The following is a 21,999-nucleotide window of genomic DNA, read 5'->3' as shown; positions in this document are numbered from 1 at the left end:
AAATAATTGAAGATGGAAAATATATTAGTTGCTGGTGCTAACGGTACCACAGGAAAAAAAATAGTAACCCTTTTAAAAAGTTCTCAGTATTTTGAACCTGTAGCCATGGTTCGTAAAAAAGAACAGCAAGAACAATTTGAAAAAAACGATATAAGAACAGTTTTAGGTGATTTGGAAAAAGACCTGTCACATACTGTTGAAAATATAGATAAAGTAATATTTGCTGCTGGTTCTGGCGGTAAAAAAGTAATTGAAGTAGATCAAGAAGGTGCCAAAAATCTTATAGATGTATCTAAACAAGCCAATATTAAAAAGTTTGTAATGTTAAGTTCAATGGGCGCGGACAATCCTGATAAAGCTAGCGACCTAAAGGAGTATTTAAAAGCAAAACATAATGCAGATGAATATTTAAAATCTACTAATTTAATGTACGCCATTGTTAGACCGGGCTCACTAACAAATGATACCGGTACAGGTAAAATTGAATTACAGAATAAATTAAATAAACAAGGTTCTATTACTAGAGATGATGTAGCCCAAACCTTAGTGAGGTCATTGCATGATGATGCTGCTATTAATAGAACTTTTGAAATTATACAAGGGAACACCCTTATTGGAAAGGCTATGGATGCAAATTCATAACTATTAAAATGTTGTTTGGTTGATTAAAGTCGATGCTAACTCTGTTAAAATCGGCTTTTTTATATTAAAATATAGGGAAATCCACTTATAAAATCATGTTGCCTATCTTCGTACTAAAACTACCTTAATATGAAAATTTCATTTTTAAAGTTAATTATGGTTATCGCCGTAGTTACTTCATTACACTCTTGTAAAGAGAAGAATAAAGAAAATAATGACGGCACAACAAAGGAAATTGAACTAGATAGTACAGATTTGGCATTACTAAAATTGAACCTTCCAGAAGGATTTCAAATTGATGTGTACGCTAGGGGAGTAGATGGTGCACGTTCCATGGCAATGGGTGATAACGGAACTTTATTTGTGGGTACAAGAACAGAAAATAAAGTTTATGCGATAAAAGATACGAATGGGGACTTTAAAGCTGATAACATAATGGTTCTTGATACTATGGAGGTACCTAACGGAATTGCTATGAGAAATGGCGATTTGTATGTTGCCCAAGTAGGGAGTCTTTGGAAATATCCAAATATTGAAGAGCAGATAGGTGGGGAACTGGAGAAAGAATTAATCTATGATGATTTTCCGACGGAATTTCACCACGGATGGAAATATATTGCTTTTGGACCTGATGACAAATTGTATGTACCTGTTGGTGCGCCATGTAATATTTGTAACAGAACCGATGAAGATGAACGTTTTGCAACTATTTCAAGAATGGACCCAGACGGAAGCAACCGTGAAATTTATGCAAGAGGCGTACGTAATTCCGTAGGTTTCACCTGGCATCCAGATACAGAGCAAATGTGGTTTACAGATAACGGTCGTGATATGTTGGGTGATGATATTCCGCCTTGCGAATTGAATACCGTAACAGAAGCAGGACAACATTTTGGCTATCCTTTTTGTCATGGCGGTATGGTTAAAGATCCTGAATTTGGCGATTTACGCCCATGCTCAGATTTTGTTGCACCTGCTTTACAGCTAGACGCACATGTGGCTCCTTTAGGTATTAAGTTCTATACAGGCAACATGTTTCCGTCAGAATATAAAGGCAAGGCTTTTATTGCAGAACATGGCTCATGGAACAGAAGTAAAAAAGTAGGCTATAGAATTATGATGGTCCAAATTGAAGATGGTGAAGCTGTTAATAGCGAACCTTTTATTAACGGTTGGTTAGATGAATCTGAGCAAAAAGCATCTGGTAGACCAGTAGATATGTTAGTTTTAAAAGATGGCTCTATGCTTATATCAGATGATTTTGGCGATGCTATCTATAGACTTTCCTACAGTGATACTGCCGTAGCCAGTAACAACTAAAAAACTGCAAACTTATTATTTTAAAAAAAGCAGCCTATATAGGCTGCTTTTTAGTTCTTAATTCTTTGACCATTTTTGATCCCTAGAGGTTAGATAGAAAAATGATATCTTTAAGTTCTGCCTATTGGTTTTCAATTTTCATCCATCGAAAAAATAGAATTACAAGGTTGTTATATGGAACAAGATGTTAATTTTGTAGCGGTTTCTATGAACATCATTTTTAACCACTTCCATGAAATAAAAATCATCTATATCATAAACCATCACCTATGAATTATCCAGATAAAGTTTATGTAAACGGACAAATTGTAAATCCCCAGGAAGCTAAGGTTTCTGTATTTGACCGCGGATTTATTTTTGGTGACGGACTCTATGAAGTTATGGCTCAGATAAACGGGAGATTCTTTTATGAGAAAGAGCATCTAGAAAGACTACAGTCAGGTCTGCACAAAATTAGTATAGATTTTAATGCAAACCTGCTTCCAAACGAGATTAAGAAATTATTGAGAGCGGTACGGTTAACCAATAAGGACTGTATGTTGTATATACAGATTACTAGGGGAGTAGCACCACGGCAACATTCTTATCCTTCAGACATTACACCTACGCTAATGATGTATTCTGTGCCAAAGGTGTTGCCTGAAATAAATATGGTAAATGCACATGTAATTACCCGAAAAGATTTTAGGTGGTCTAGGTGTGATATTAAAATGACTTCGCTTTTAGGAAATGTTATGTTGAACGAGGAAGGCGTACAGCATGATTGCTATGAAACTATATTACACAGAAACGGACTACTCACTGAAGCTTCTCATAGCAATGTCTTTTTTGTAAAAGAAGGAATTGTTTATACCCATAAGGCAGATGAGTATATCCTTAATGGAATTACTAGAATTGTAGTCATTGAACTTTGTAAATCTCTAGGTATAGAGGTTAGAGAAAGCGCTATTACATTGGAAGAAGTCAACATGGTTGATGAAGCGTTTTTAACAGGAACAAGTACTCAAATTGCTGCAATTCAAAAAATCGATGAACATCAGCTATACATAGAAAATGAAAAAGGTCCCATTACAAGAAAATTGCAAGGTGCCTTTTTAAAACTGAAATACAAATAGTTTCTTTTTGTAACAATGCCTTAGCTTTTCTAACCCTATGATTGAACCAAAAACAGTTTTAAATCGCTAATTATGTAGAAGTTAGCAAAAAGGACAGTTTTTAGATTTTCTAATTTGGGGGCTATCAGTGTATAGGAAATATAAATAAATAACTCGCTTAAGAATAAATTGGATATTGGACTATGTAATTGCCGGATACTCTAATCAATAATATTTTTAATTAGAGAAAATATGGCTTGTTAATTGCTTACAAATGAACAAATTTCTCCAATGACGCCTAAAAACTCTTAAAAAAATCATAAAAAACAGATATAAAAGTACTTTAAATGCTGTTTGTCAACTATTGGCGTCATCTTTGTCACTTAATAAGTATTATAAATTAAATTACATTACAATGAGTAAAGGAACAGTAAAATTTTTCAATGACACAAAAGGTTTCGGTTTTATCACTGAAGAAGGAGTTGAAAAAGATCACTTTGTACACATTTCTGGGTTGATCGACGAAATTCGTGAAGGCGATGAAGTTGAATTCGAACTTAAAGAAGGTAACAAAGGTTTAAACGCAGTGAACGTTAAAGTTATCTAAGACATATATACTTTCAAGTTTAAGAAAAAGCCCTTCAGTGATGAAGGGCTTTTTTTATTATAGATCATTTTTAAGCCGGTCGAAATCTTTTTCCAGTTGAAATAATTTTTCTTCCAAATTAAAATTGGTCTCTGGCAATCTATGATAGAATACATACCTAACGCGCCACAATTCTCTTATTTCCTTTAAAGAAAGAACTACATCATCCACATTTTTATGTTCTGCCCGTAATACAAAACTCTCATTGGTAATAAATAACCTTCTTAAAATAATATGTTTATCGGTTACCGTAAAAACTAAAGTGCCATTATTCAGTTTAGAATATACGGTAGGAGGAACCCATTCACCAATTGCAATGTCCTTTGGGAACATTCCCAATTCGTTTTTACTCATTTCTAAGTTCTGAACGGTGTATGCCCTAAACTGTTTATCAGGATTTATAGGTAATGATAAAAAAGGCAAATCTTGAATATAAGAATCCTTATTATAGTAATTAATATAATCTGCTTGATTTAAGGATGTTATACATGGAACTTTAATAAAAAGTTCTTGTTCTCCAAGGTCTTGCTCTACCGTTAAATTACCTTTAAACTTTAATAAATTATTTACGGTTAATTCTGTGGTAAGTAGATCATCAATAGGTATGCTAAAATAATTAGCAATTTTTATTAGGGTTTCAATTTTGGGTTCACTTCTTCCTTCTTCATAGGCGCCTAATGTACCTCTTTTCAGCTCAAAAAGCTCCGCAAAAGCCTGTTGACTTAGACTTTTTAAACTTCTTATTTTTCTTATGTTCTTTCCGAAGTATGACATTTGTTGCTAATAAAATTTGCAATTAATAAAAAAATAATTATATTTGTCTAACAAAATTAGCAATATTTATTTAGATTGCTATTGTTTTGAGCAATTAAATTTTGTTTAACCAATTTTAAAACTCAATATTATGGTCATCCTAGTAATTTACATTTTAGCGCTCCTATTGTCAATTTAGGAAAACGCACCAATATTATTTTGTATTATTGAATCTAAGAATACACTTACAAAAACCAACATTTATGAAAAACCATTTTAATATAACCAGAGATTATCTACTTCAATTAAACTTTACTATTGTTAAGGAGAATAGGGCAGACGGAATTTTGGTTGTAGAGAAAGAAGATTCCGGAATTAAAAATTTGATTTTAGGGGTGTCACCCCCAATTTTGATTATGGAGCAATTTATATTCTCTGTTCACAATCAATCAGAAAAAATCTTTAAAAATTTACTTCAAAAGAATAGAGACATCATTCATGGTGCATTTGTGCTAGATGAAACAGCAAACCGGGTCATATTCAGAGATACATTGCAAATTGAGAATATGGATTTAAACGAGTTTGAAGCCAGTCTTAATTCTTTAAGCTTATTAATGAGTGAATACTCTGACCAAATCATTGAATTTTCTAAATATTAAAAATAATAAATCATGAATATATTTAAAAGGCTATTTAAAATAGGAGAAGCTGAAACAAACTCGGCAATTGACAAAATGGAAGACCCCATTAAGATGACGGAACAAGGCATTAGAGACATGAAATTAGACTTGGAAAAAAGTTTAGAGGCTCTTGCACAAGTAAAAGCACTTGCTATACGTTCTAAGAATGATCAAGACGTTTACAAAAACAAAGCAAAGGAATATCAAGATAAAGCCATTATCATTTTAAAGAAGGCCAACAGTAAGAAAATGGACGCTACTGAAGCGGACAGACTTGCCAAGGAAGCATTAATGCAAAAAGAAACGAACGAGAAACAATTGGAAGCTACTAAAACGGAAACGGAAAAGTTTGAGGCTAACGTAAGCCAAATGCAAGGGAACGTTGAGGCTTTAAAAGCGAATATCAACAATTGGGAGAATGAGCTTAAAACGCTTAAAGCTCGTGTAAAGGTGAGCAATGCTACCAAAAACTTGAACAAGCAAATGGCGGAATTAGATAGTACCGGTACGGTTTCTATGTTAGAAAGAATGAAGGAGAAAATTGCCCAGGAAGAAGCCTTGGCCGAGGCTTATGGCGATATCGCAAATTCAAGTAAATCTATTGATGATGAATTGGACAAGGCTGCCGATACTACTGAAGCTGCTGCAGATGATGAACTTCAAAAACTTAAAGAACAATTAGGGTTTAACAAACCGAAAAAATAGAAAATTGAATCAACTAACAGACATATTATTTTCTGAGGTAAACCTTACGTTGACCCTATTATTGATACTGCTATTAGTTTACTGGATCATTACCATGATCGGTGGTCTTGATTTTGACCTAGATCTAGACGTAGATATTGATGTAGATGTAAGTGCAGATATTGACCTAGATGCCGGTATTGAAGGAGGTAATCTTGATTTTGAAGATATCTCCAATACCGAAATAAATCAAGATGATGTGCTAGGAAAAAGACGCAGACCTCTAAAATGGTGGCAAATTTTTCTTATCTATTTCAACTTTGTAGGACTGCCTTTTATGTTCACATTTACCTGCTGGATATTTGTTTGGTGGTTGATGACAACCTTACTGACCACTATAACTTTTACCTATGAGAACTATATCGGTTTTATCATTATGCTAGCTGCGTTTTTTCCGGCGTTGTTTATTAATAAGTTGTTTACCACTCCGTTCAAGGCCTTTTTTAAACAACTGAATAAAGACGGTGATGCTCCTGTCGATTTTTTAGGCCGACAGGCAACTTTGCTTTCCAATATTACCGAAGATAAAATGGGAAATGCAGAAGTAAAAGCAGACGGTAACAGCCATTCTATTTATGTAAAATCCTTGGACCGTAAGCCACTAACCTACGGTAGTTCAGTATTAATTATTAAACGGTCCGCGGATCACACCTACTTTTTAGTTCAATCGTATAACCAATAAAACTTAAATTATTTATGGAATCCATCTTTTCAATTATCGGTATAGGTCTGGGAATAATCCTCTTCCTTATCATTGTTTATTTTGCAATCATTGCCATGTTCTACAAGAAAGTTCATCAGGGTCAAGCCTTGGTCAGAACCGGATTTGGAGGAACTAAAGTAGCTACGGACAAAGGTCTTTACGTTGTTCCTGTATTTCACAGAGTAGAAGTTATGGACATTTCTGTAAAGAAAATCCAAATTGAAAGATTAGCGACAGAAGGCTTAATTTGTAAAGACAATATGCGTGCCGATATAAAAGTGGCATTCTTCGTTAGGGTAAATAATGAAGTGGACCTTATAAAAAAAGTGGCACAGACTATAGGAGTACAAAGAGCATCGCGTCAGGAAACCTTAGAAGAATTATTCGAAGCTAAATTCTCTGAAGCCTTAAAAACCGTTGGTAAAAAATTCGACTTTATACAATTATATGAAGCGCGTAGAGAGTTTAGAGATGAGATTGTTGATATTATAGGTATTGATTTAAATGGTTATACCTTAGAAGATTGTGCTATAGATTACCTGGAGCAAACGGCTGTTGCGCATTTGAAAGCAGATAATATTCTTGATGCAGAAGGTATCAAGAAGATTAATGATCTTACTGCTGCTCAAAATGTTAAGTCTAACCTTATTAAGCGTGACGAGGAGAAGACCATACGTAAACAAGATGTTGAAGCACGTGAAGCCATTTTAGAGCTGGATAAGCAGTTAGCTGAAAAAGAAGAGCAACAAAAAAGAGAGATTGCGAACATAAAATCTCGTGAAGAGGCAGAAACTTTAAAAGTATCTGAAGAAGAGCGTTTAAAGTCGGAAACTGCTCGTATAGCTACCCAAGAAAAAGTAAAAGTTGCCGAAGAGAATATGGAGCGTCAAATAATCGTTGCCTTAAAGAACAAGCAACGTACAGATGCCGTAGAGACGGAAAGAGTAGAAAAAGACAGACTTTTAGAGGCTACGGAAAGAGAAAGAGTAGTTACGCTGGCTCAGATTGAAAAAGAGAAAGTAGTCGAAGTTGAGAAAAAGAATATTCAAGATGTTATTCGTGATCGCGTTACCCTTGAAAAAGGAGTGGTGGAAGAGCAAGAAAACATGAAAGATATTGAAGCTTTTAAAACTGCCGATCGTGAGAAACAAGTAAAAATTACGATTGCAGAGGCAAATGCACAAGAAGATTTAATTAAAACGATTAAAGCTGCAGAGGCTCAAAAAGAAGCTGCAAAACAAAAAGCCGAGGAAATCAATATTGAAGCACTGGCACATAAAGAAGCTAGTGAGAAAGAGGCTGAAGCACGTAAGATTTTAGCGGAAGCACAAGCGAAAGAGGAAGCAACCGTTGGTATGTCTGAGGCTCAGGTTATGCATGCGAAAGCAGATGCTTTTGAGCGTGAGGGAATAGTACAAGCTATCATCATTGAGAAGAAGGCTAAAGCTGAAGCCGTAGGTATTGAAGCGAAAGCTGAAGCGAAACGTAAAGATGGATTGGCAGAGGCTGATGTCATCAAAGAAAAAGCCATGGCAGATGCTGCTGGTATAGAAGAGAAAGCTAATGCAATGAAGAAATTAGACGGTGTTGGTAAAGAGCATGAAGAGTTTAAACTACGTTTAGATAAAGAATTACAAGTAGATCTTGCCCACATCAATATACAGAAAGATATTGCCGATGCACAAGCGCAAGTTATTGGTGATGCATTGAAAGCTGCCAAAATTGATATTGTTGGTGGTGAAACAATGTTCTTTGAACAAATTATCGGACAAATTACAAAAGGTAAAGGCTACGATAGATTGGTGGAGAACAGTTCCAATATTCAAGATGTAAAAGATGCCATTTTAGGTAGTGACGATGTTAAAGGCAACTTGTTGGAGAAGGTAAAGGAATTCGCTGATAAATACGGAATCTCATCAGACGACCTTAAGAATTTGACCATTGCTAATTTACTGATGGACTTAAAATCTAAGTCTAACGACAATGATGAGCAAACGCTCTTCAGTAACCTGTTCAACCTTGCAAAGGGCTTGGGAATGAGTGATAAAAAGCTAAGGTAATTCCTTGTATTTTATTCATCGCTCAAAAGTAAATTATAAATGTAGTACAAAAGCCTAGTAATTTTATGGCAGAAAAAGCCCAGACAGCAAATACGGAAGAACATATTTTAGATGGTGGCACTTATGATGTAATTAAAAACCGCTTGCAAAAGCAAAAGGAACTGTTACAGTCTAAGTTAATTGAACTAAATACTGATAGAAAAACCGTTTTTGGCTCCTTAGAAACAAAGCTGATTGCTAATGATAGAATCAATACAGAGAATAATTGTATAGCACGAGATATTGTTTCATTTGGTAACACCTGTCTGTTTGGGTATAATGTACATTTTGGTCTTAGAACCGAGATTACAATAAAAGATGTGTTCAGCGCTTATAAGTTTAAGGACTATAGTTTTAAAGCCACCGACCTTACTCTTTTAGACGATGAAACTTTTAAAACAGATTTCACCAATCTGTATAAATATTACCGTAATACCATTTTTTCCAACTTTGCTATTGTTGGAAACTATCTTCATATGGTCTTTCAATTGAGTGAAAGCCCTACCGATATTAAAACCTTTAAGTGGTTGTTGGTAAATGACACTTTAAAATATGTTGATAACCGTAGCGAGCATGAATATAAATTTCCTGTTCAACAAGAATTTAAATGGCAAGAAGCTACAAGAGACATGCACCGTTATGGGGATCATTCTCATGTATCTATTAAAGATCGTGTGTTTGTAGAAACAATTGGTGGAGACTTAACCATAAAGGTTGAAAATAATACAGAAGAAGGCAAAGGTATTTTAGATGAGCCTGTTGAATATGTTGACCAAACCTTAGATGATGGTCAATATCGCTTTGGTGACCTTGGTAATCTTATTGTTTTAGAGATAAAACCGTTTCAAGAATCTCCGCGCTATTTTGTCTTTAATGACAAGATGAAAGAGGTACAAAAAATAGATTCGGTTAAAGATGCTTGTATTCTATTACCAGATGATCAAGGTATTATTTTCCCTACGGGATATTATTTACAGACAGGGGAGTACCATATTTTTGATAATGCCATAGATAATGTAAAGTTTCAAGAGCGCATTGTTTCGCCTAATGGTGAGGATTTTCTATATGTATTTTATTCTGCCGCCGAGGGATTATATAATTTAATGTCCTACAATATTATCAGTCAGGTGATAAAAACACCTATCATTTGTAATGGATTTACCATCTTAGAAAATGGAGAGCTTTGTTATTTTAAAACCGAGCAAGAACAGACCAAACACCACGTTGTTCAAATTTGGCAAACGCCGTATTTAAAAGGTGATTACGTGCCTTCTCAACATGAAGATACACTGTTATACAAGATTGGAAATAAAGACATTGTAAAAGCAATGGCTGAAGTTAACGGGTTAATTACATTATTAAATAAAAATGATAATTATGCCGGACTCTACAGTGACATCGCTAAATTTTCAAAGGATATTATTGATGCGTATTATTGGTTGCCAGAACCAGAAACACATCAACTGAACAAACCCATTGAAGAAATCAATAAAGCATCTAATGCCGCTATTGACGAGTTTGAAAAAGTAGTTCAGCTTCGAAAAAATGCTAAAAATCAGTCTAAATTAATAGCGCAAAATGCTGAGGAGCTATTTAGCAAAATTAAGAGTACTTCGTTTAAAAATATAGATGAGTTTGTTGCTTTGCTAACCAGATTGCGTTCTATTAGAGGTGAAGCCATTTCTCTTAAAGAAGTGCGTTATATTGATTTGGAATACCTTGAATCTTTAGAAGTAAGAATTGCCGAACAAACTAAAAAGATTTCTGAACGTTGTGTTCAGTTTTTGTTAAACCCGAACGCCTTACAACCATACCATGATGCGGTTAAAGAAAAGAAGGCGTTTATTGAAACGGTCAAAAAGGTAATAGAAGCAAAAAAGAAAGAGGAAGAAATAAACGAGATCAGTACTGATCTTGAAATGTTGATTGATATCGTTTCTAATTTAGAAATTGAAGATACAGCACATTCCACTAAAATTATTGATGATATTTCCTTAATATTCTCGACCATTAACGAGCTTAAGGCTGCTTTAAAAAACAAAAGAAATTCCTTAGGCATATCTGAAGCTAAGGCAGAATTTGCCGCACAGTTAAAATTGATCGACCAAAGTATCATCAATTATCTTGATATGGCATCTACGCCCGAAAAGTGTGATGAATATCAAACCAAAACATCTATTCAATTAGAAGAGCTTGAAGGTAAATTCACTGATTTTGAAGAATTTATTGAAACTATCATTGAAAAGAGAGAAGAGGTTTACGCTGCTTTCGATGCTAGAAAAAACTCTCTAATTGAGAAACGTAATAAAAAATCAAGTGCTTTAACCGGTGCTTCTGCAAGGATTTTAAAAGGCGTTCAGAAAAAGGCGCAGAGTTTTGATACTGCTGCTGAAATCAATGGTTATTTTGCCTCGGATTTAATGATCAACAAGCTGCGCGATATCATTGCTCAATTGCAAGAATTGGATGATAGTGGTAAGGCAGAAGAAATTGAAACCCAACTAAAGACGGCTAGGGAAGATGCTTTAAGAAAGCTAAAAGACAAACTAGACCTTTATGAGGATGGTGATAATGTTATACGTTTAGGCAAACACAAATTTGGAGTCAATAAACAACAGTTAGACCTTACGATTGTGTTTCATGATAACGAGCTTAATTATCATTTAACGGGAACCGATTTTTACAAGGTTCTAAACAATGAAGAGTTTGTAAAGAATAGGCATTTATGGAACCAAGAATATGTATCTGAAACCGATGATATTTATCGTGGAGCCTATTTAGCCTATAAAATTTTTAGTAACGCTGATGAAGATGCCTTTCTGACCTTAAGTGAAGAAGAGCTTTTAAAAGTAGTACAAGAACAAAGTAGAAATGACTATTCTGAAGGATATATTAAAGGCGTTCATGATGTTGATGCATCTAAAATTTTGAAGGTTTTGGTACACAAACACAATGAGCTGGATTTACTGACTTACCGACCGGAAATACGCGGTTACGCACAATTTTTCTGGAACGATTTAGACAAAGATATAAGAGAAGAACTTGATGCTAATTTAAAAGCTTCAGGCGAAGTTCTCATGTATTTCCCTGATTCTAAAGAGTATGCTTCCATCATAGATTTATTAATACAGAAAATTGAAGTGTTTGCTAAAGAATCTAAATTGTTCGATGCTATTTTAAGTGCTGATATTGCTCAATATATTTTTGAGGAATTAAAATCAGATGCCGAATTCGTATTTAGCAGTTTTGCCATTCAATTAAAAGAAGCGTTTTTTAAACTCCTTAAATCACAACAGGCAGATTTAAAGTTCAAGAAAAGTGTTGAAGAATCACCCAACCTAGCAACTAAAGTTCGTTTGGTTAAACAATGGGTAGGGGCGTTTTTAAAATCTAAAAAAGATGTGGATACCGCCATCAACCTTCATAGATATGAAAATGAAATTGTAGCGGCACTTTTATTCAGAGATGAATCGGCTTCTAAAATCAAAGCTGTTTCGCCTAATGAAATCATTAAAGATTTAAGAGGTTCTCATGAAACTCTAAGTAACGGACAGTATTCGTTTAACTATCACGACTTTGTTGCCAGACTTAACTTGTTTTTAGTAGATGAAGTCCCAGCATTTCTCCACTTTAAAAAGACAAAACTTGAAATTACCGAACAATTAAAACACGATTTAAAGCTTGAAGAGTTTAAGCCAAGAGTACTAACTTCCTTTGTTCGTAATAAATTGATTGATGAAGTTTATCTGCCAATTTTCGGTAATAATTTAGCCAAACAATTAGGAACGGTAGGGGCTAACAAACGTACCGATAGAATGGGCATGTTACTTTTGATATCTCCACCAGGTTACGGTAAAACTACCTTAATGGAATATATAGCCAATAGACTCGGTTTAATATTCGTGAAAATTAATGGTCCTGCAATTGGTCATGAAGTTACCAATGTAGACCCTGCTTCGGCTAAAAATAGTGCAGCTCGAGAAGAATTGAAAAAGCTGAATTTAGCTTTTGAAATGGGTAACAATGTCATGTTGTATATTGATGATATCCAGCATTGTAATCCGGAGTTTCTCCAGAAATTCATTTCCCTATCAGATGGTACCCGTAAAATAGAAGGGGTTTATGAAGGTCAGCCAAAAACATACGATTTACGTGGTAAAAAGTTCTGCGTAATCATGGCAGGTAACCCGTATACGGAAAGTGGAGAGAAATTCCAGATTCCAGATATGTTGGCTAACCGTGCAGATATCTACAATCTAGGTGATATCATTGGCGAAACCGAACATTTATTTCGATTGAGCTTGGTAGAAAATTCACTTACAGCGAATCCTATTTTACAACAGTTGGCTAGTAAAGCATTTGAAGATGTGTACACTTTGGTGGAACAAATAGAATCTAAATCTGATGAAGGTCAGCTAATTGGAAATCATTCCAGCCAAGAAGTTGAAGAATACAAAAAAGTTTTAGAAAAGGTATTACGCATAAGAGATGTATTGTTGAAAGTTAACGCTACATACATTAAAAGTGCAGCCATGCAAGACGAGTACCGAACAGAACCTTCTTTTAAGCTTCAAGGTAGTTATAGGGATATGAATAAGCTCGTTGCCCAAATCGTACCCATAATGAACGATCGAGAATTAAATACCTTATTGCGTTCGCATTACGAGAATGAAGCCCAAACACTAACGGGTTCTGCAGAGGCTAATTTATTAAAATATAATGAACTGATAGGTAATCTAACAACCGAAGAAGATACGCGCTGGAGTGCCATAAAAGAGCAATTTATAAAGAACAATAAATTAAAAGGTTTTGGCAATGCCAATGAAATGGCACAAGTACTTTCTCAGATGATGGAATTTTCAGAAAATCTAGCAGGCATTAAGTCAGTTCTTGAAAAAGGTCTTAAAAAAGAGTAACTACAGATTACCTGAATAATAATTTTCTTTTATTACTGAATTTCAAGCATTCAGGTCAAAATAAAGATGTAGTTTTGCAGCCGCAAAAAAGCTGCATTATGAAGCGTATAAATGAATACAAAAAACTCTTCGGGGTTGAAAAGGATATTGAACTTAAAGCCCTAAAATCTACCTATAGAAGTTTGGTAAAGGAATGGCATCCAGACAAATTTCAAGAAGGTGATGAAAAGAGAGAAGAGGCGGAAGTTCAAAGTCGTCGTATTATTGACGGGTACCACTTTCTAGTAAGTATTGCTCCAGAAACCAAAGAAGCCAACAAGGAAGAATATAATTTATCTGTTATTTCTGGTGTTGCAGATTTTCAACTTAACGGTTTGGTTTTAGAAGTTACTTTTGTAGATGGTGCTACGTATGAATATTTTGGAGTTACTAAACCTATTTTCCAAAAGATGATCAACGCTAATAAGTTGAACAGGTTTGCAAAAAGAACGATATTCCCAAATTATCTTTACAGAAAATCTAAACGAGAGCTTCAAGAAGCATAATCGTATTTAATTAAATGGTCATAAAAAACGCATGAAAAATCAAAAAGAGATTTTATCAAAGTTGAATATTGATGCGTTGAACCCAATGCAAGAGAGTGCATTAGGTGCTATCTCTTCATCTAACAATACCATTTTACTTTCTCCCACCGGTACAGGAAAAACATTAGCCTTTCTTTTACCGGTTTTAGAATTTTTGGACCATGATGATCCTGAAGTACAGGCACTTATTTTGGTCCCTTCTAGAGAATTAGCCATTCAAATAGAACAGGTTATCCGTAATATGGGTACCGGTTTTAAGGTGAATGCAATATACGGTGGTAGAGCAATGTCCAAGGATAAGATAGAGCTCAAACATACTCCTGCTATACTAATTGGTACCCCTGGTAGAATTCTTGACCATTTTATGGCAGATCGCTTTACCAAAGACCATATTAAAACACTGGTTCTTGATGAGTTTGATAAGTCTTTAGAAGTTGGCTTTGAAGAGGAGATGAGTGAAATTCTCGCAGCGCTTCCCAACCTTAAAAAACGAATTCTTACGTCTGCTACTGAAGGTGTTAAGATTCCTAAGTTTGTTGGTTTAGAGCATCCGAAACGAGTGAATTTCCTTAAAAAAGATACGCCGTCTCAACTTACAATAAGTACCGTTGTTTCTGAAGATAAGGATAAATTAAAAACCCTTGTTCAACTTCTAAAACACATAGGCGAAGAACCGGGAATTATCTTCTGTAATTTTAAAGATAGTATTGAAACTGTTAGTGCATATTTAAGTCAGCAACGTGTTCAACATGAATGTTTTTCTGGTGGTATGGAACAGAAAGACCGTGAGCGTGCTTTAATCAAATTTAGAAATGGCAGTAGCCGTATTTTAATTGCAACAGATTTAGCGGCAAGGGGAATTGATATCCCTGAATTAAAGTTCATAATCCATTATGAATTACCACATCGCATGGAAGAATTCACTCATCGTAACGGGAGAACCGCTCGCGTAAACGAAGCTGGTACGGCGTATGTTCTAAAATTGAAAAATGAACGTTTACCTCAATTTATTTCTGAATCAAATGGAATAAATATTGGTAAGACAAAGCACTTAGGAGATCCAGTTTGGGAAACCTTATTTATTTCTGGAGGAAGAAAAGATAAAATATCCAAAGGTGATATTGCGGGACTTTTCTTTAAACAGGGCGGATTAAACCGCGATGAATTAGGGAACATTGAACTAAAGCAAGACTGTGCTTTTGTAGCAGTGCCTAAAAATAAATCTGATCAACTTGTAAATGAGTTGAACAATTCCCGTTTAAAAAAGAAAAAAGTACGTATTACCGTACTTTAATCATAGTTAGTATTTTTGCCCTTTTTAAGGTAGTATGATGAAGGATAAACAGCACGAGAACGAAACTGAAATCGATTTAAACGAGATTGAAAGTTGTATTGAAATTTTAAATCGATTGGTTACGGATACGAACCAAATTTTTGAAATTCCTGAGGATAGAAGAATTGCCTTGATTAAAGTTGCCGGACAATTATCTCGCCCTAGTAAACAAGAGTTTGCAAAAAGGGTTAAAGATGCCAAACGTAACGAAAAAAGAAAACAAGCCGTTCGGGATAAGCACGCTCGCAAAGAAACCGGCATTCGTAGTGCACGTGAAGCCCATGTTTTTGTTGCTCCAAAATTATTACCCGCAGCAGAACTTGCAAGTAAAGATTTACCGGAACTTACTACGCCACGTAACTGTTACGTTTGTAAAACGGAGTTTACTAAACTTCATCACTTTTATGATACCATGTGTAGTGATTGTGGTGATTTTAATTATGCCAAAAGATTTCAGAATGCCAATGTAAAAGGACAGGTTGCGGTTATTACCGGATCTCGTTTAAAGATTGGATATCATATTACATTAATGTTATTACGTGGTGGCGCAACCGTTATTGCAACCACACGATTTCCTGTAGATTCCGCGCTTCGCTTTTCTAAGGAGGAAGATTTTACGGAGTGGGGGCACAGACTAAAAATTCACGGTCTAGATTTGCGACATATACCTAGTGTTGAAATATTCTGCAATTTCATAGAACAGCAATATGATAAGCTAGATATTTTAATAAATAATGCTGCACAAACGGTACGTAGACCCGCTGGTTTCTACCATCATTTAATGGAAAATGAAGAGAAAGAAATTTCTTCGTTACCTAAGTTTGCCCAAATGGTGTTGAGCGATCATGAAAGCTGTCTACATGAGTTAAAAGGATTTAGCAAACAAGCATCTCCTAATCAAAATATGCCGGTAACTTGGCACGGACCAGAACCTGGTATTGGTATACGGGCTTCTGCTAAACTTTCTCAAATTCCGTACAGTTTTGATAATGCCCTTGTAGCACAAGAGGTTTTCCCCACGGGAGAATTGGATGCGGATTTACAACAAGTAGATTTACGTAAAACAAACAGCTGGCGCTTAAAGTTAGGCGAGATAGAAACCACGGAAATGATTGAAGTTCAGTTGGTGAATTCCGTAGCGCCTTTTGTCTTATGCAATCGTTTGGCCGAATTGATGAAGAAGGAGAATACCGGTCAAAAGCATATTATTAACGTGACGGCGATGGAAGGTAAATTTCACCGTTTCTTCAAAGAATCTCGTCACCCACATACCAATATGGCGAAAGCTGCCCTTAATATGTTAACGCATACCGCTGCCGGAGAATTGGCAAAAGACGGAATTTTTATGAATGCTGTTGATACCGGTTGGGTAACTGATGAAGATCCAGCAGAATTGGCTAAAAAGAAACAAGAAGTTCACGATTTTCAGCCTCCATTAGATATTGTTGATGGTGCAGCTAGGGTTATGGACCCATTATTTGATGGTATTAATACCGGAAAGCATTGGTGTGGTAAATTTTTAAAAGATTACTTCCCCATTGATTGGTAGTAAACGTTTTTAGAACTTGTAATTGTTGATATTATTGTTTGGTGTTATTCTACTCTAATGCTTTAAAATGGATGCTACCCAAAAAAAGAGCTATAAATAGCAGAATTAAATTTATAGTTTTGGTGAACAAGAATTATAGGTCTTCCGTTTATTATTTTTTGTATACTTATCATTTTCATATAATTAGGTGTTTAAAATGATGGGTACATATTTAATGATATTGAAGGAATTGACCAATACAATTGTAAAAACAAGTTTCTGAACAAAACTGTTCAAGTCGCTACTTTTAAATCAATGATTATAACTAAAAAATTAAAATCAATTATCTGATTTATCACATAATTTAATTAACGGAAAAAAGATAATCGCAAAAATGTGTTGAAGACCATGCTATCATTGTGGGTTTAAGTAACTTTAGGTTCTGACTAAACTTTATTCAAACTCGCGATGAAAAAATTAATTACCATTCTCTTCTTTTTAACCTGTATCCTTTGTTCAACACTACTTTTTCCACAAGACTACTCTTCCTTTGAATACCGTACCATTGGTCCGCAAAGAGGTGGTCGTGTTACTACGGTTACCGGTACTCCTGTTTTACCCGGTACCTTTTACTTAGGTGCCTCTGGTGCCGGAGTATGGAAAACCGATGATTACGGAACTACTTGGAACAATATTTCTGACGGATTCTTTGATACGCCTTCTATTGGTGCGATTGAAGTTGCTCTTAACGACCCTAATATTGTATATGTTGGTACGGGTTCTGACGGATTGCGTAGCAATATCATCAGTGGAAAAGGGGTTTATAAATCTATTGATGCCGGACAGACATGGGACCATATTGGACTTGCAAAAGCCGGACAGATCGGTGCCTTGGAAATTGACCCTACAAATAGCAATGTGGTTTGGGTGGCTGCAATTGGTGATGCCTTTAAATCAAATGAAGAACGTGGCATCTATAAAACGATCGATGGTGGCGCTACCTGGGAAAAGATGCTGCACATATCTAACACAACCGGATTCGCAGATTTAGAATTATTACCGGGTAACCCCAATGTAATTTATGCAGCAGCATGGAAAGCGCAACGTACCCCGTGGACTATCATTTCTGGAGGAGAAAACAAAGAAGGTGGAATCTATAAATCTGTGAACGGAGGTCAAGATTGGATCAAACTAGAAACGGGATTGCCACAAGGATTAATCGGAAAAATAGATTTAGCAGTTTCAGCAGTGGATTCAAGTATTCTATATGCAGTAATTGAAGCACCAGGTGATGAAGGCGGAGTGTATAAATCTGTAGATCAAGGCAAAACATTTATACAGACCTCTAGTAATAAAGGTTTGGTCAACAGACCGTTTTATTATACTAACATAGAATTAGACCCAACAAACCCTGATATTGTCTATTCCAATGCGAATCCGCTTTTAAAATCTACCGATGGCGGAAAAAATTGGGCAATGATGTCCGTTCCTCATGGTGATAATCATGATATTTGGTTGAATCCCAACAATCCGGAGTTATTGATTCAATGTAACGATGGTGGTGCCAATGTTTCTCATAACGGTGGTAAAACATGGTCATCACAATTTAACCAACCAACGGCAGAAATATACCAAGTTGCTGTAGATGATCAATATCCTTATTGGATCTATGGTGCACAACAAGATAATACGACCATTGCTATACCAAGTTCAGCACCTAGTGGCACTTCAGCACAAGGTACACAGGTAATGATTGAGGTGGGTGGTTGTGAAACCGGTCCGTCCATACCAAAACCGGGAAATCATAATATCGTTTATAACAACTGTAAAGGTCGTTTTAGTGTCTATAACAAAATTACCGGAGTAGGTAGGGAATATTCTATTGGTGCTTCTAATATTTACGGTCATAATCCTAAAGATTTAAAATATCGTTTTCAGCGTGTTGCTCCTGTTCATGTTTCACCACATGATCCAAATGTGGTGTACATGGGGTCTCAATTTGTACATAAAACTAGAAATGACGGAGTGATTTGGGAAACCATTTCTCCTGATTTAACCGCTTTTAAAGCTGATAAGCAAGTGATTTCTGGCAGTCCCATTACTAGAGATATTACCGGTGAAGAATATTACAGTACCATCTATTCTATCAGAGAATCAAAAATTAAAAAAGACTTAATCTGGACAGGCTCAAATGACGGTGTGGTTTCTTTAACTAAAGATGGCGGTCAAACTTGGACGAACGTAACGCCTAAGAAAATGCCAAAAGGAGGTAGAGTAGAATCTATTGAACCTTCTCAATTTAATCCTGCAATCGCTTATATATCCGTAGACAGACATTTATTAGGTGACCCTACTCCATATTTCTATAAAACCGAAGATTATGGTAAATCTTGGGAATTGTTGACTAACGGAATTCCGTCTGATTATACCAGTAAAGTTTTACGTGAAGACCCAAAAACAGCGGGACTTCTATATGCCGGTACAGAATATGGTATGTTCGTTTCATTTAATGATGGACAAAAATGGACAGCGTTTCAACAGAATTTACCTGTAACACCAATTACCGATATTATCATCAATAGAGGCGATTTGGTCTTAAGTACCATGGGGCGTGGTTTCTGGGTATTGGATAATATTACTTCATTAAGAAATCCGGCAATCGGATCTTTAAAAGATACTCCTGTTTTATTTCAGCCGGATAACACCATTAGATATAGAACACCTCGCAGAGCTAAAGGTTTCCCTGATTATCCATCAACTGGAGTATTGATTGATTACTACCTACCAAAAGAACTCAAAAGCGAAGTACAATTAGAAATTTTAGATGCTAACAATCAATCTATAGTAACTATCATAAGTGATTCTACAAAAGTGAAATCTACTAAAGAAGAAGTGGACAATATGAGCTTGAGCATGTCCTTTAGTTATTTTGATACGAAACTAGAAACTAAGAAAGGTTTAAATAGGTTCCAGTGGAATATGCGCCAAAAAGGCGCATGGAGCGATAAAGAATCTAGAAGTTACAAAAATGGACCTATGGTACCACCGGGAACATATATTGTGAAATTAACTGTAGGCAAGGAAACTTTTGAGCAACCATTTGAAATTCTAGTGGACCCTAGATTAGCCGAAGAAGGTATCGATGAAAAAATTATAGCTGACCACCTAGCTTTCGAAAATAAAGTATTGGATTTATTGACCGAAGCTCGAAAATTTCAGTCAAACTTAGAGGCTGAGATCAAGAAAAGTACAGGAGATAAAAAAGCTTCTTTAGAGAAAACATTAAAAGAAATCAAGAATGATGAAGGTGCTTATCCGCAGCAAATGCTGGTTCCGCAAATAGCCTACTTATCTTACATTGTTGGTGGTGCAGATAAAATACCGGGGAATGAAGAAGTAGAGCGATTAAAAGACCTTCAACAGCAATATACTGCTATTAAAGAACAAGTAAAACTTAACTAATTAAAAAATGGGCAATTGATATTCAAACATCAATTGCCCAAAATTTTCGTCGATAAAATTCCATCTTCCGTATAAAGAAAATAGGCATACTTCTATTCCTTTTTTATAAAGTAGTTTAAAGTTTCACTTTTGGTGTGTTAATTAAAAACACACTTTAAATGAAACAATTTATAATCATAGCAGGCATTATATTTGCTCACTTTGGTTTTTCGCAAGAAGTTGAAAATCAGGCGGAATCAAAAATATGGTCTTTAGAAGATTGTATTACTTATGCTATAGAAAATAATATTACTTTAAAGGATGCTGAAATAAACACCAGCATTTCTGAGGTAGATTACAAAACGGCTAAATCTGCCAAATTACCCAATCTATTTGGTAGTGCATCTCAAAATTTCTCTAGTGGTACTACTATTGACCCTATTACAAGCGATTATGTTTCTGATCAGATTCATAGTACCAACTTGGGCCTAAACAGTTCGGTAACATTGTTTCAAGGGAATCAGTTGAGCAATCAGATAAAACAAAATAAGCTTTTAATTGAGCAGAATAGTTTATTGGCACAAGAGGCTAAAAACAATATTGTTATCAACATCTTAGAATCATATCTACAAACCTTATTTAGTAAAGAAGGTATTACCATTGCCCAAAATAATTTAAATGCTTCTGAAAAAGAGGTATTACGTGCAAAATCTAGATTAGAAGCCGGTACTATTGCATTGAGCGATTATACTGAAGCGCAAAGTCAAGCAGCTACTAATAAGTATAACGTTATTGCTGCGAAAAATGATTACGAGCTTAATATTATAAACCTAAAGCAATTACTGGAATTATCTCCGCTAGAAGATTTGCAAATAGAAACAGTTGAAGAAAATGAAGATTTAATTCATCTAGAATTAAACAAAGAAGCTATCTATACAAATGCGCTATCGTACTTACCGGAGGTAGAAGCTAGCAACACCAAAATTTTAATCAATGAGAAAGAGTTGGAGATTGCCAAAGGCGGGTATTTGCCAACGTTATCATTAACTGGTAGTCTTGGTTCTGGGTACACAAGTATTAGCGACAATACATTCTATGATCAGCTAGATGTAAATTTTAACCAGCGACTTGGTTTAAGTTTAAACATCCCCATTTTTAATAGAAACCAGACTAAAGCAGCTGTCCAAACTGCCACTTTCAATATAGAAAAAGCAGAAATACAAAAGCAAACCGTTGAAAAAGAAGTTATTAAAAAAGTAGAAACGGCGTACCAATACGCACTTTCTTCCCAAGAACAGTTAGTTGCCGCAGAAGCATCGCAAAGTGCTGCAGAACAATCTTATAATCTTGCGCAAAAGAGATACGAACTGGGAGATTTAAGTACTACCGATCTGGTGGTAAGTCAGAATACATATACCAATGCGCAACAAAATTACATACAATCTAAATACCTAAATATTTTATACCATCAATTATTGCAATTCTATCAAGGAAACGAAATTAAACTTTAATCAAA

The 21,999-nt window shown here is 35.3% G+C and carries 15 protein-coding genes; 14 read left to right on the top strand and 1 reads right to left on the bottom strand.

The features are described from left to right. The first annotated feature begins 12 nt into the window (after positions 1–12). From BW936_RS10480 to BW936_RS10465, 4 genes are all read left to right on the top strand, one after another. Positions 13–642 carry an SDR family oxidoreductase gene (locus tag BW936_RS10480; protein WP_076548336.1) on the top strand — a complete coding sequence of 210 codons (630 nt, stop codon included), beginning with the start codon at positions 13–15 and terminating at the stop codon, positions 640–642. Between the two features lie 129 nt (positions 643–771). After that, the gene (locus tag BW936_RS10475; protein ID WP_076548335.1) at positions 772–1,962 is read left to right on the top strand and encodes a PQQ-dependent sugar dehydrogenase; all 1,191 of its coding nucleotides are present in this window, start codon (positions 772–774) and stop codon (positions 1,960–1,962) included. Between the two features lie 269 nt (positions 1,963–2,231). Beyond that, entirely contained in the window at positions 2,232–3,077 is an 846-nt protein-coding gene (locus BW936_RS10470) for an aminotransferase class IV (RefSeq protein WP_076548334.1), read from the top strand. A 394-nt stretch (positions 3,078–3,471) separates the two neighbouring features. Beyond that, on the top strand, positions 3,472–3,663 hold the full coding sequence (locus tag BW936_RS10465; protein WP_027067037.1) for a cold-shock protein: 192 nt from the start codon (positions 3,472–3,474) through the stop codon (positions 3,661–3,663). 57 nt (positions 3,664–3,720) lie between these two features. Here the strand turns inward: BW936_RS10465 and BW936_RS10460 are convergent, their stop codons facing one another. Next, positions 3,721–4,476: a helix-turn-helix domain-containing protein gene (locus BW936_RS10460; protein ID WP_076548333.1), complete on the bottom strand. Its 756-nt coding sequence runs from the start codon at positions 4,474–4,476 to the stop codon at positions 3,721–3,723. Between the two features lie 242 nt (positions 4,477–4,718). On the opposite strand from BW936_RS10460, the gene BW936_RS10455 reads away from it, so the two are divergent. The 10 genes from BW936_RS10455 (at position 4,719) to BW936_RS10410 (ending at position 21,994) form a co-directional block, all read left to right on the top strand. Continuing rightward, positions 4,719–5,114 (top strand): type III secretion system chaperone family protein, encoded by a 396-nt coding sequence (locus BW936_RS10455; protein WP_076548332.1) that lies wholly within the window; start codon positions 4,719–4,721, stop codon positions 5,112–5,114. A 12-nt stretch (positions 5,115–5,126) separates the two neighbouring features. Further along, positions 5,127–5,840, top strand: a complete 714-nt coding sequence (locus BW936_RS10450) for a PspA/IM30 family protein (protein WP_076548331.1) — start codon at positions 5,127–5,129, stop codon at positions 5,838–5,840. A gap of 4 nt (positions 5,841–5,844) precedes the next feature. Next, positions 5,845–6,561 carry an OB-fold-containig protein gene (locus tag BW936_RS10445; RefSeq protein WP_076548330.1) on the top strand — a complete coding sequence of 239 codons (717 nt, stop codon included), beginning with the start codon at positions 5,845–5,847 and terminating at the stop codon, positions 6,559–6,561. Positions 6,562–6,575: 14 nt separating this feature from the next. Further along, positions 6,576–8,642 carry an SPFH domain-containing protein gene (locus tag BW936_RS10440; RefSeq protein ID WP_076548329.1) on the top strand — a complete coding sequence of 689 codons (2,067 nt, stop codon included), beginning with the start codon at positions 6,576–6,578 and terminating at the stop codon, positions 8,640–8,642. A gap of 65 nt (positions 8,643–8,707) precedes the next feature. Further along, the gene (locus BW936_RS10435) at positions 8,708–13,597 is read left to right on the top strand and encodes a DNA repair ATPase (RefSeq protein ID WP_076548328.1); all 4,890 of its coding nucleotides are present in this window, start codon (positions 8,708–8,710) and stop codon (positions 13,595–13,597) included. Positions 13,598–13,695: 98 nt separating this feature from the next. Further along, positions 13,696–14,142, top strand: a complete 447-nt coding sequence (locus BW936_RS10430) for a KTSC domain-containing protein (protein WP_076548327.1) — start codon at positions 13,696–13,698, stop codon at positions 14,140–14,142. A 31-nt stretch (positions 14,143–14,173) separates the two neighbouring features. Beyond that, complete coding sequence (locus tag BW936_RS10425) at positions 14,174–15,475, top strand: DEAD/DEAH box helicase (protein ID WP_076548326.1); 1,302 nt, start codon at positions 14,174–14,176, stop codon at positions 15,473–15,475. A 37-nt stretch (positions 15,476–15,512) separates the two neighbouring features. Then, positions 15,513–17,063, top strand: a complete 1,551-nt coding sequence (locus BW936_RS10420) for an SDR family NAD(P)-dependent oxidoreductase (protein ID WP_076548325.1) — start codon at positions 15,513–15,515, stop codon at positions 17,061–17,063. A 447-nt stretch (positions 17,064–17,510) separates the two neighbouring features. Beyond that, a complete protein-coding gene (locus BW936_RS10415; RefSeq protein WP_076548324.1) occupies positions 17,511–20,504 on the top strand; it encodes a WD40/YVTN/BNR-like repeat-containing protein in 2,994 nt (997 codons plus the stop codon). A gap of 158 nt (positions 20,505–20,662) precedes the next feature. Then, positions 20,663–21,994: a TolC family protein gene (locus BW936_RS10410; RefSeq protein ID WP_076548323.1), complete on the top strand. Its 1,332-nt coding sequence runs from the start codon at positions 20,663–20,665 to the stop codon at positions 21,992–21,994. The last annotated feature ends 5 nt before the right edge of the window (positions 21,995–21,999 follow it).

Origin of the sequence: Maribacter ulvicola, assembly GCF_900155985.1 — a bacterium.
In the GTDB taxonomy this organism is placed as follows: Bacteria; Bacteroidota; Bacteroidia; order Flavobacteriales; family Flavobacteriaceae; genus Maribacter; species Maribacter ulvicola.
The sequence above is the reverse complement of the archived record's forward strand: the minus strand, read 5'-3'. Positions and strand labels throughout refer to the sequence as shown.

Bases quoted from the DNA above. Each gene is read 5' to 3' on its own strand.
- BW936_RS10430 (WP_076548327.1), top strand. From the start codon at position 13,696: ATGAAGCGTATAAATGAATACAAAAAACTCTTCGGGGTTGAAAAGGAT.
- BW936_RS10410 (WP_076548323.1), top strand. From the start codon at position 20,663: ATGAAACAATTTATAATCATAGCAGGCATTATATTTGCTCACTTTGGT.
- BW936_RS10435 (WP_076548328.1), top strand. From the start codon at position 8,708: ATGGCAGAAAAAGCCCAGACAGCAAATACGGAAGAACATATTTTAGAT.
- BW936_RS10455 (WP_076548332.1), top strand. From the start codon at position 4,719: ATGAAAAACCATTTTAATATAACCAGAGATTATCTACTTCAATTAAAC.
- BW936_RS10465 (WP_027067037.1), top strand. From the start codon at position 3,472: ATGAGTAAAGGAACAGTAAAATTTTTCAATGACACAAAAGGTTTCGGT.
- BW936_RS10420 (WP_076548325.1), top strand. From the start codon at position 15,513: ATGAAGGATAAACAGCACGAGAACGAAACTGAAATCGATTTAAACGAG.
- BW936_RS10425 (WP_076548326.1), top strand. From the start codon at position 14,174: ATGAAAAATCAAAAAGAGATTTTATCAAAGTTGAATATTGATGCGTTG.
- BW936_RS10470 (WP_076548334.1), top strand. From the start codon at position 2,232: ATGAATTATCCAGATAAAGTTTATGTAAACGGACAAATTGTAAATCCC.
- BW936_RS10450 (WP_076548331.1), top strand. From the start codon at position 5,127: ATGAATATATTTAAAAGGCTATTTAAAATAGGAGAAGCTGAAACAAAC.
- BW936_RS10480 (WP_076548336.1), top strand. From the start codon at position 13: ATGGAAAATATATTAGTTGCTGGTGCTAACGGTACCACAGGAAAAAAA.
- BW936_RS10460 (WP_076548333.1), bottom strand. From the start codon at position 4,476: ATGTCATACTTCGGAAAGAACATAAGAAAAATAAGAAGTTTAAAAAGT.
- BW936_RS10440 (WP_076548329.1), top strand. From the start codon at position 6,576: ATGGAATCCATCTTTTCAATTATCGGTATAGGTCTGGGAATAATCCTC.
- BW936_RS10475 (WP_076548335.1), top strand. From the start codon at position 772: ATGAAAATTTCATTTTTAAAGTTAATTATGGTTATCGCCGTAGTTACT.
- BW936_RS10415 (WP_076548324.1), top strand. From the start codon at position 17,511: ATGAAAAAATTAATTACCATTCTCTTCTTTTTAACCTGTATCCTTTGT.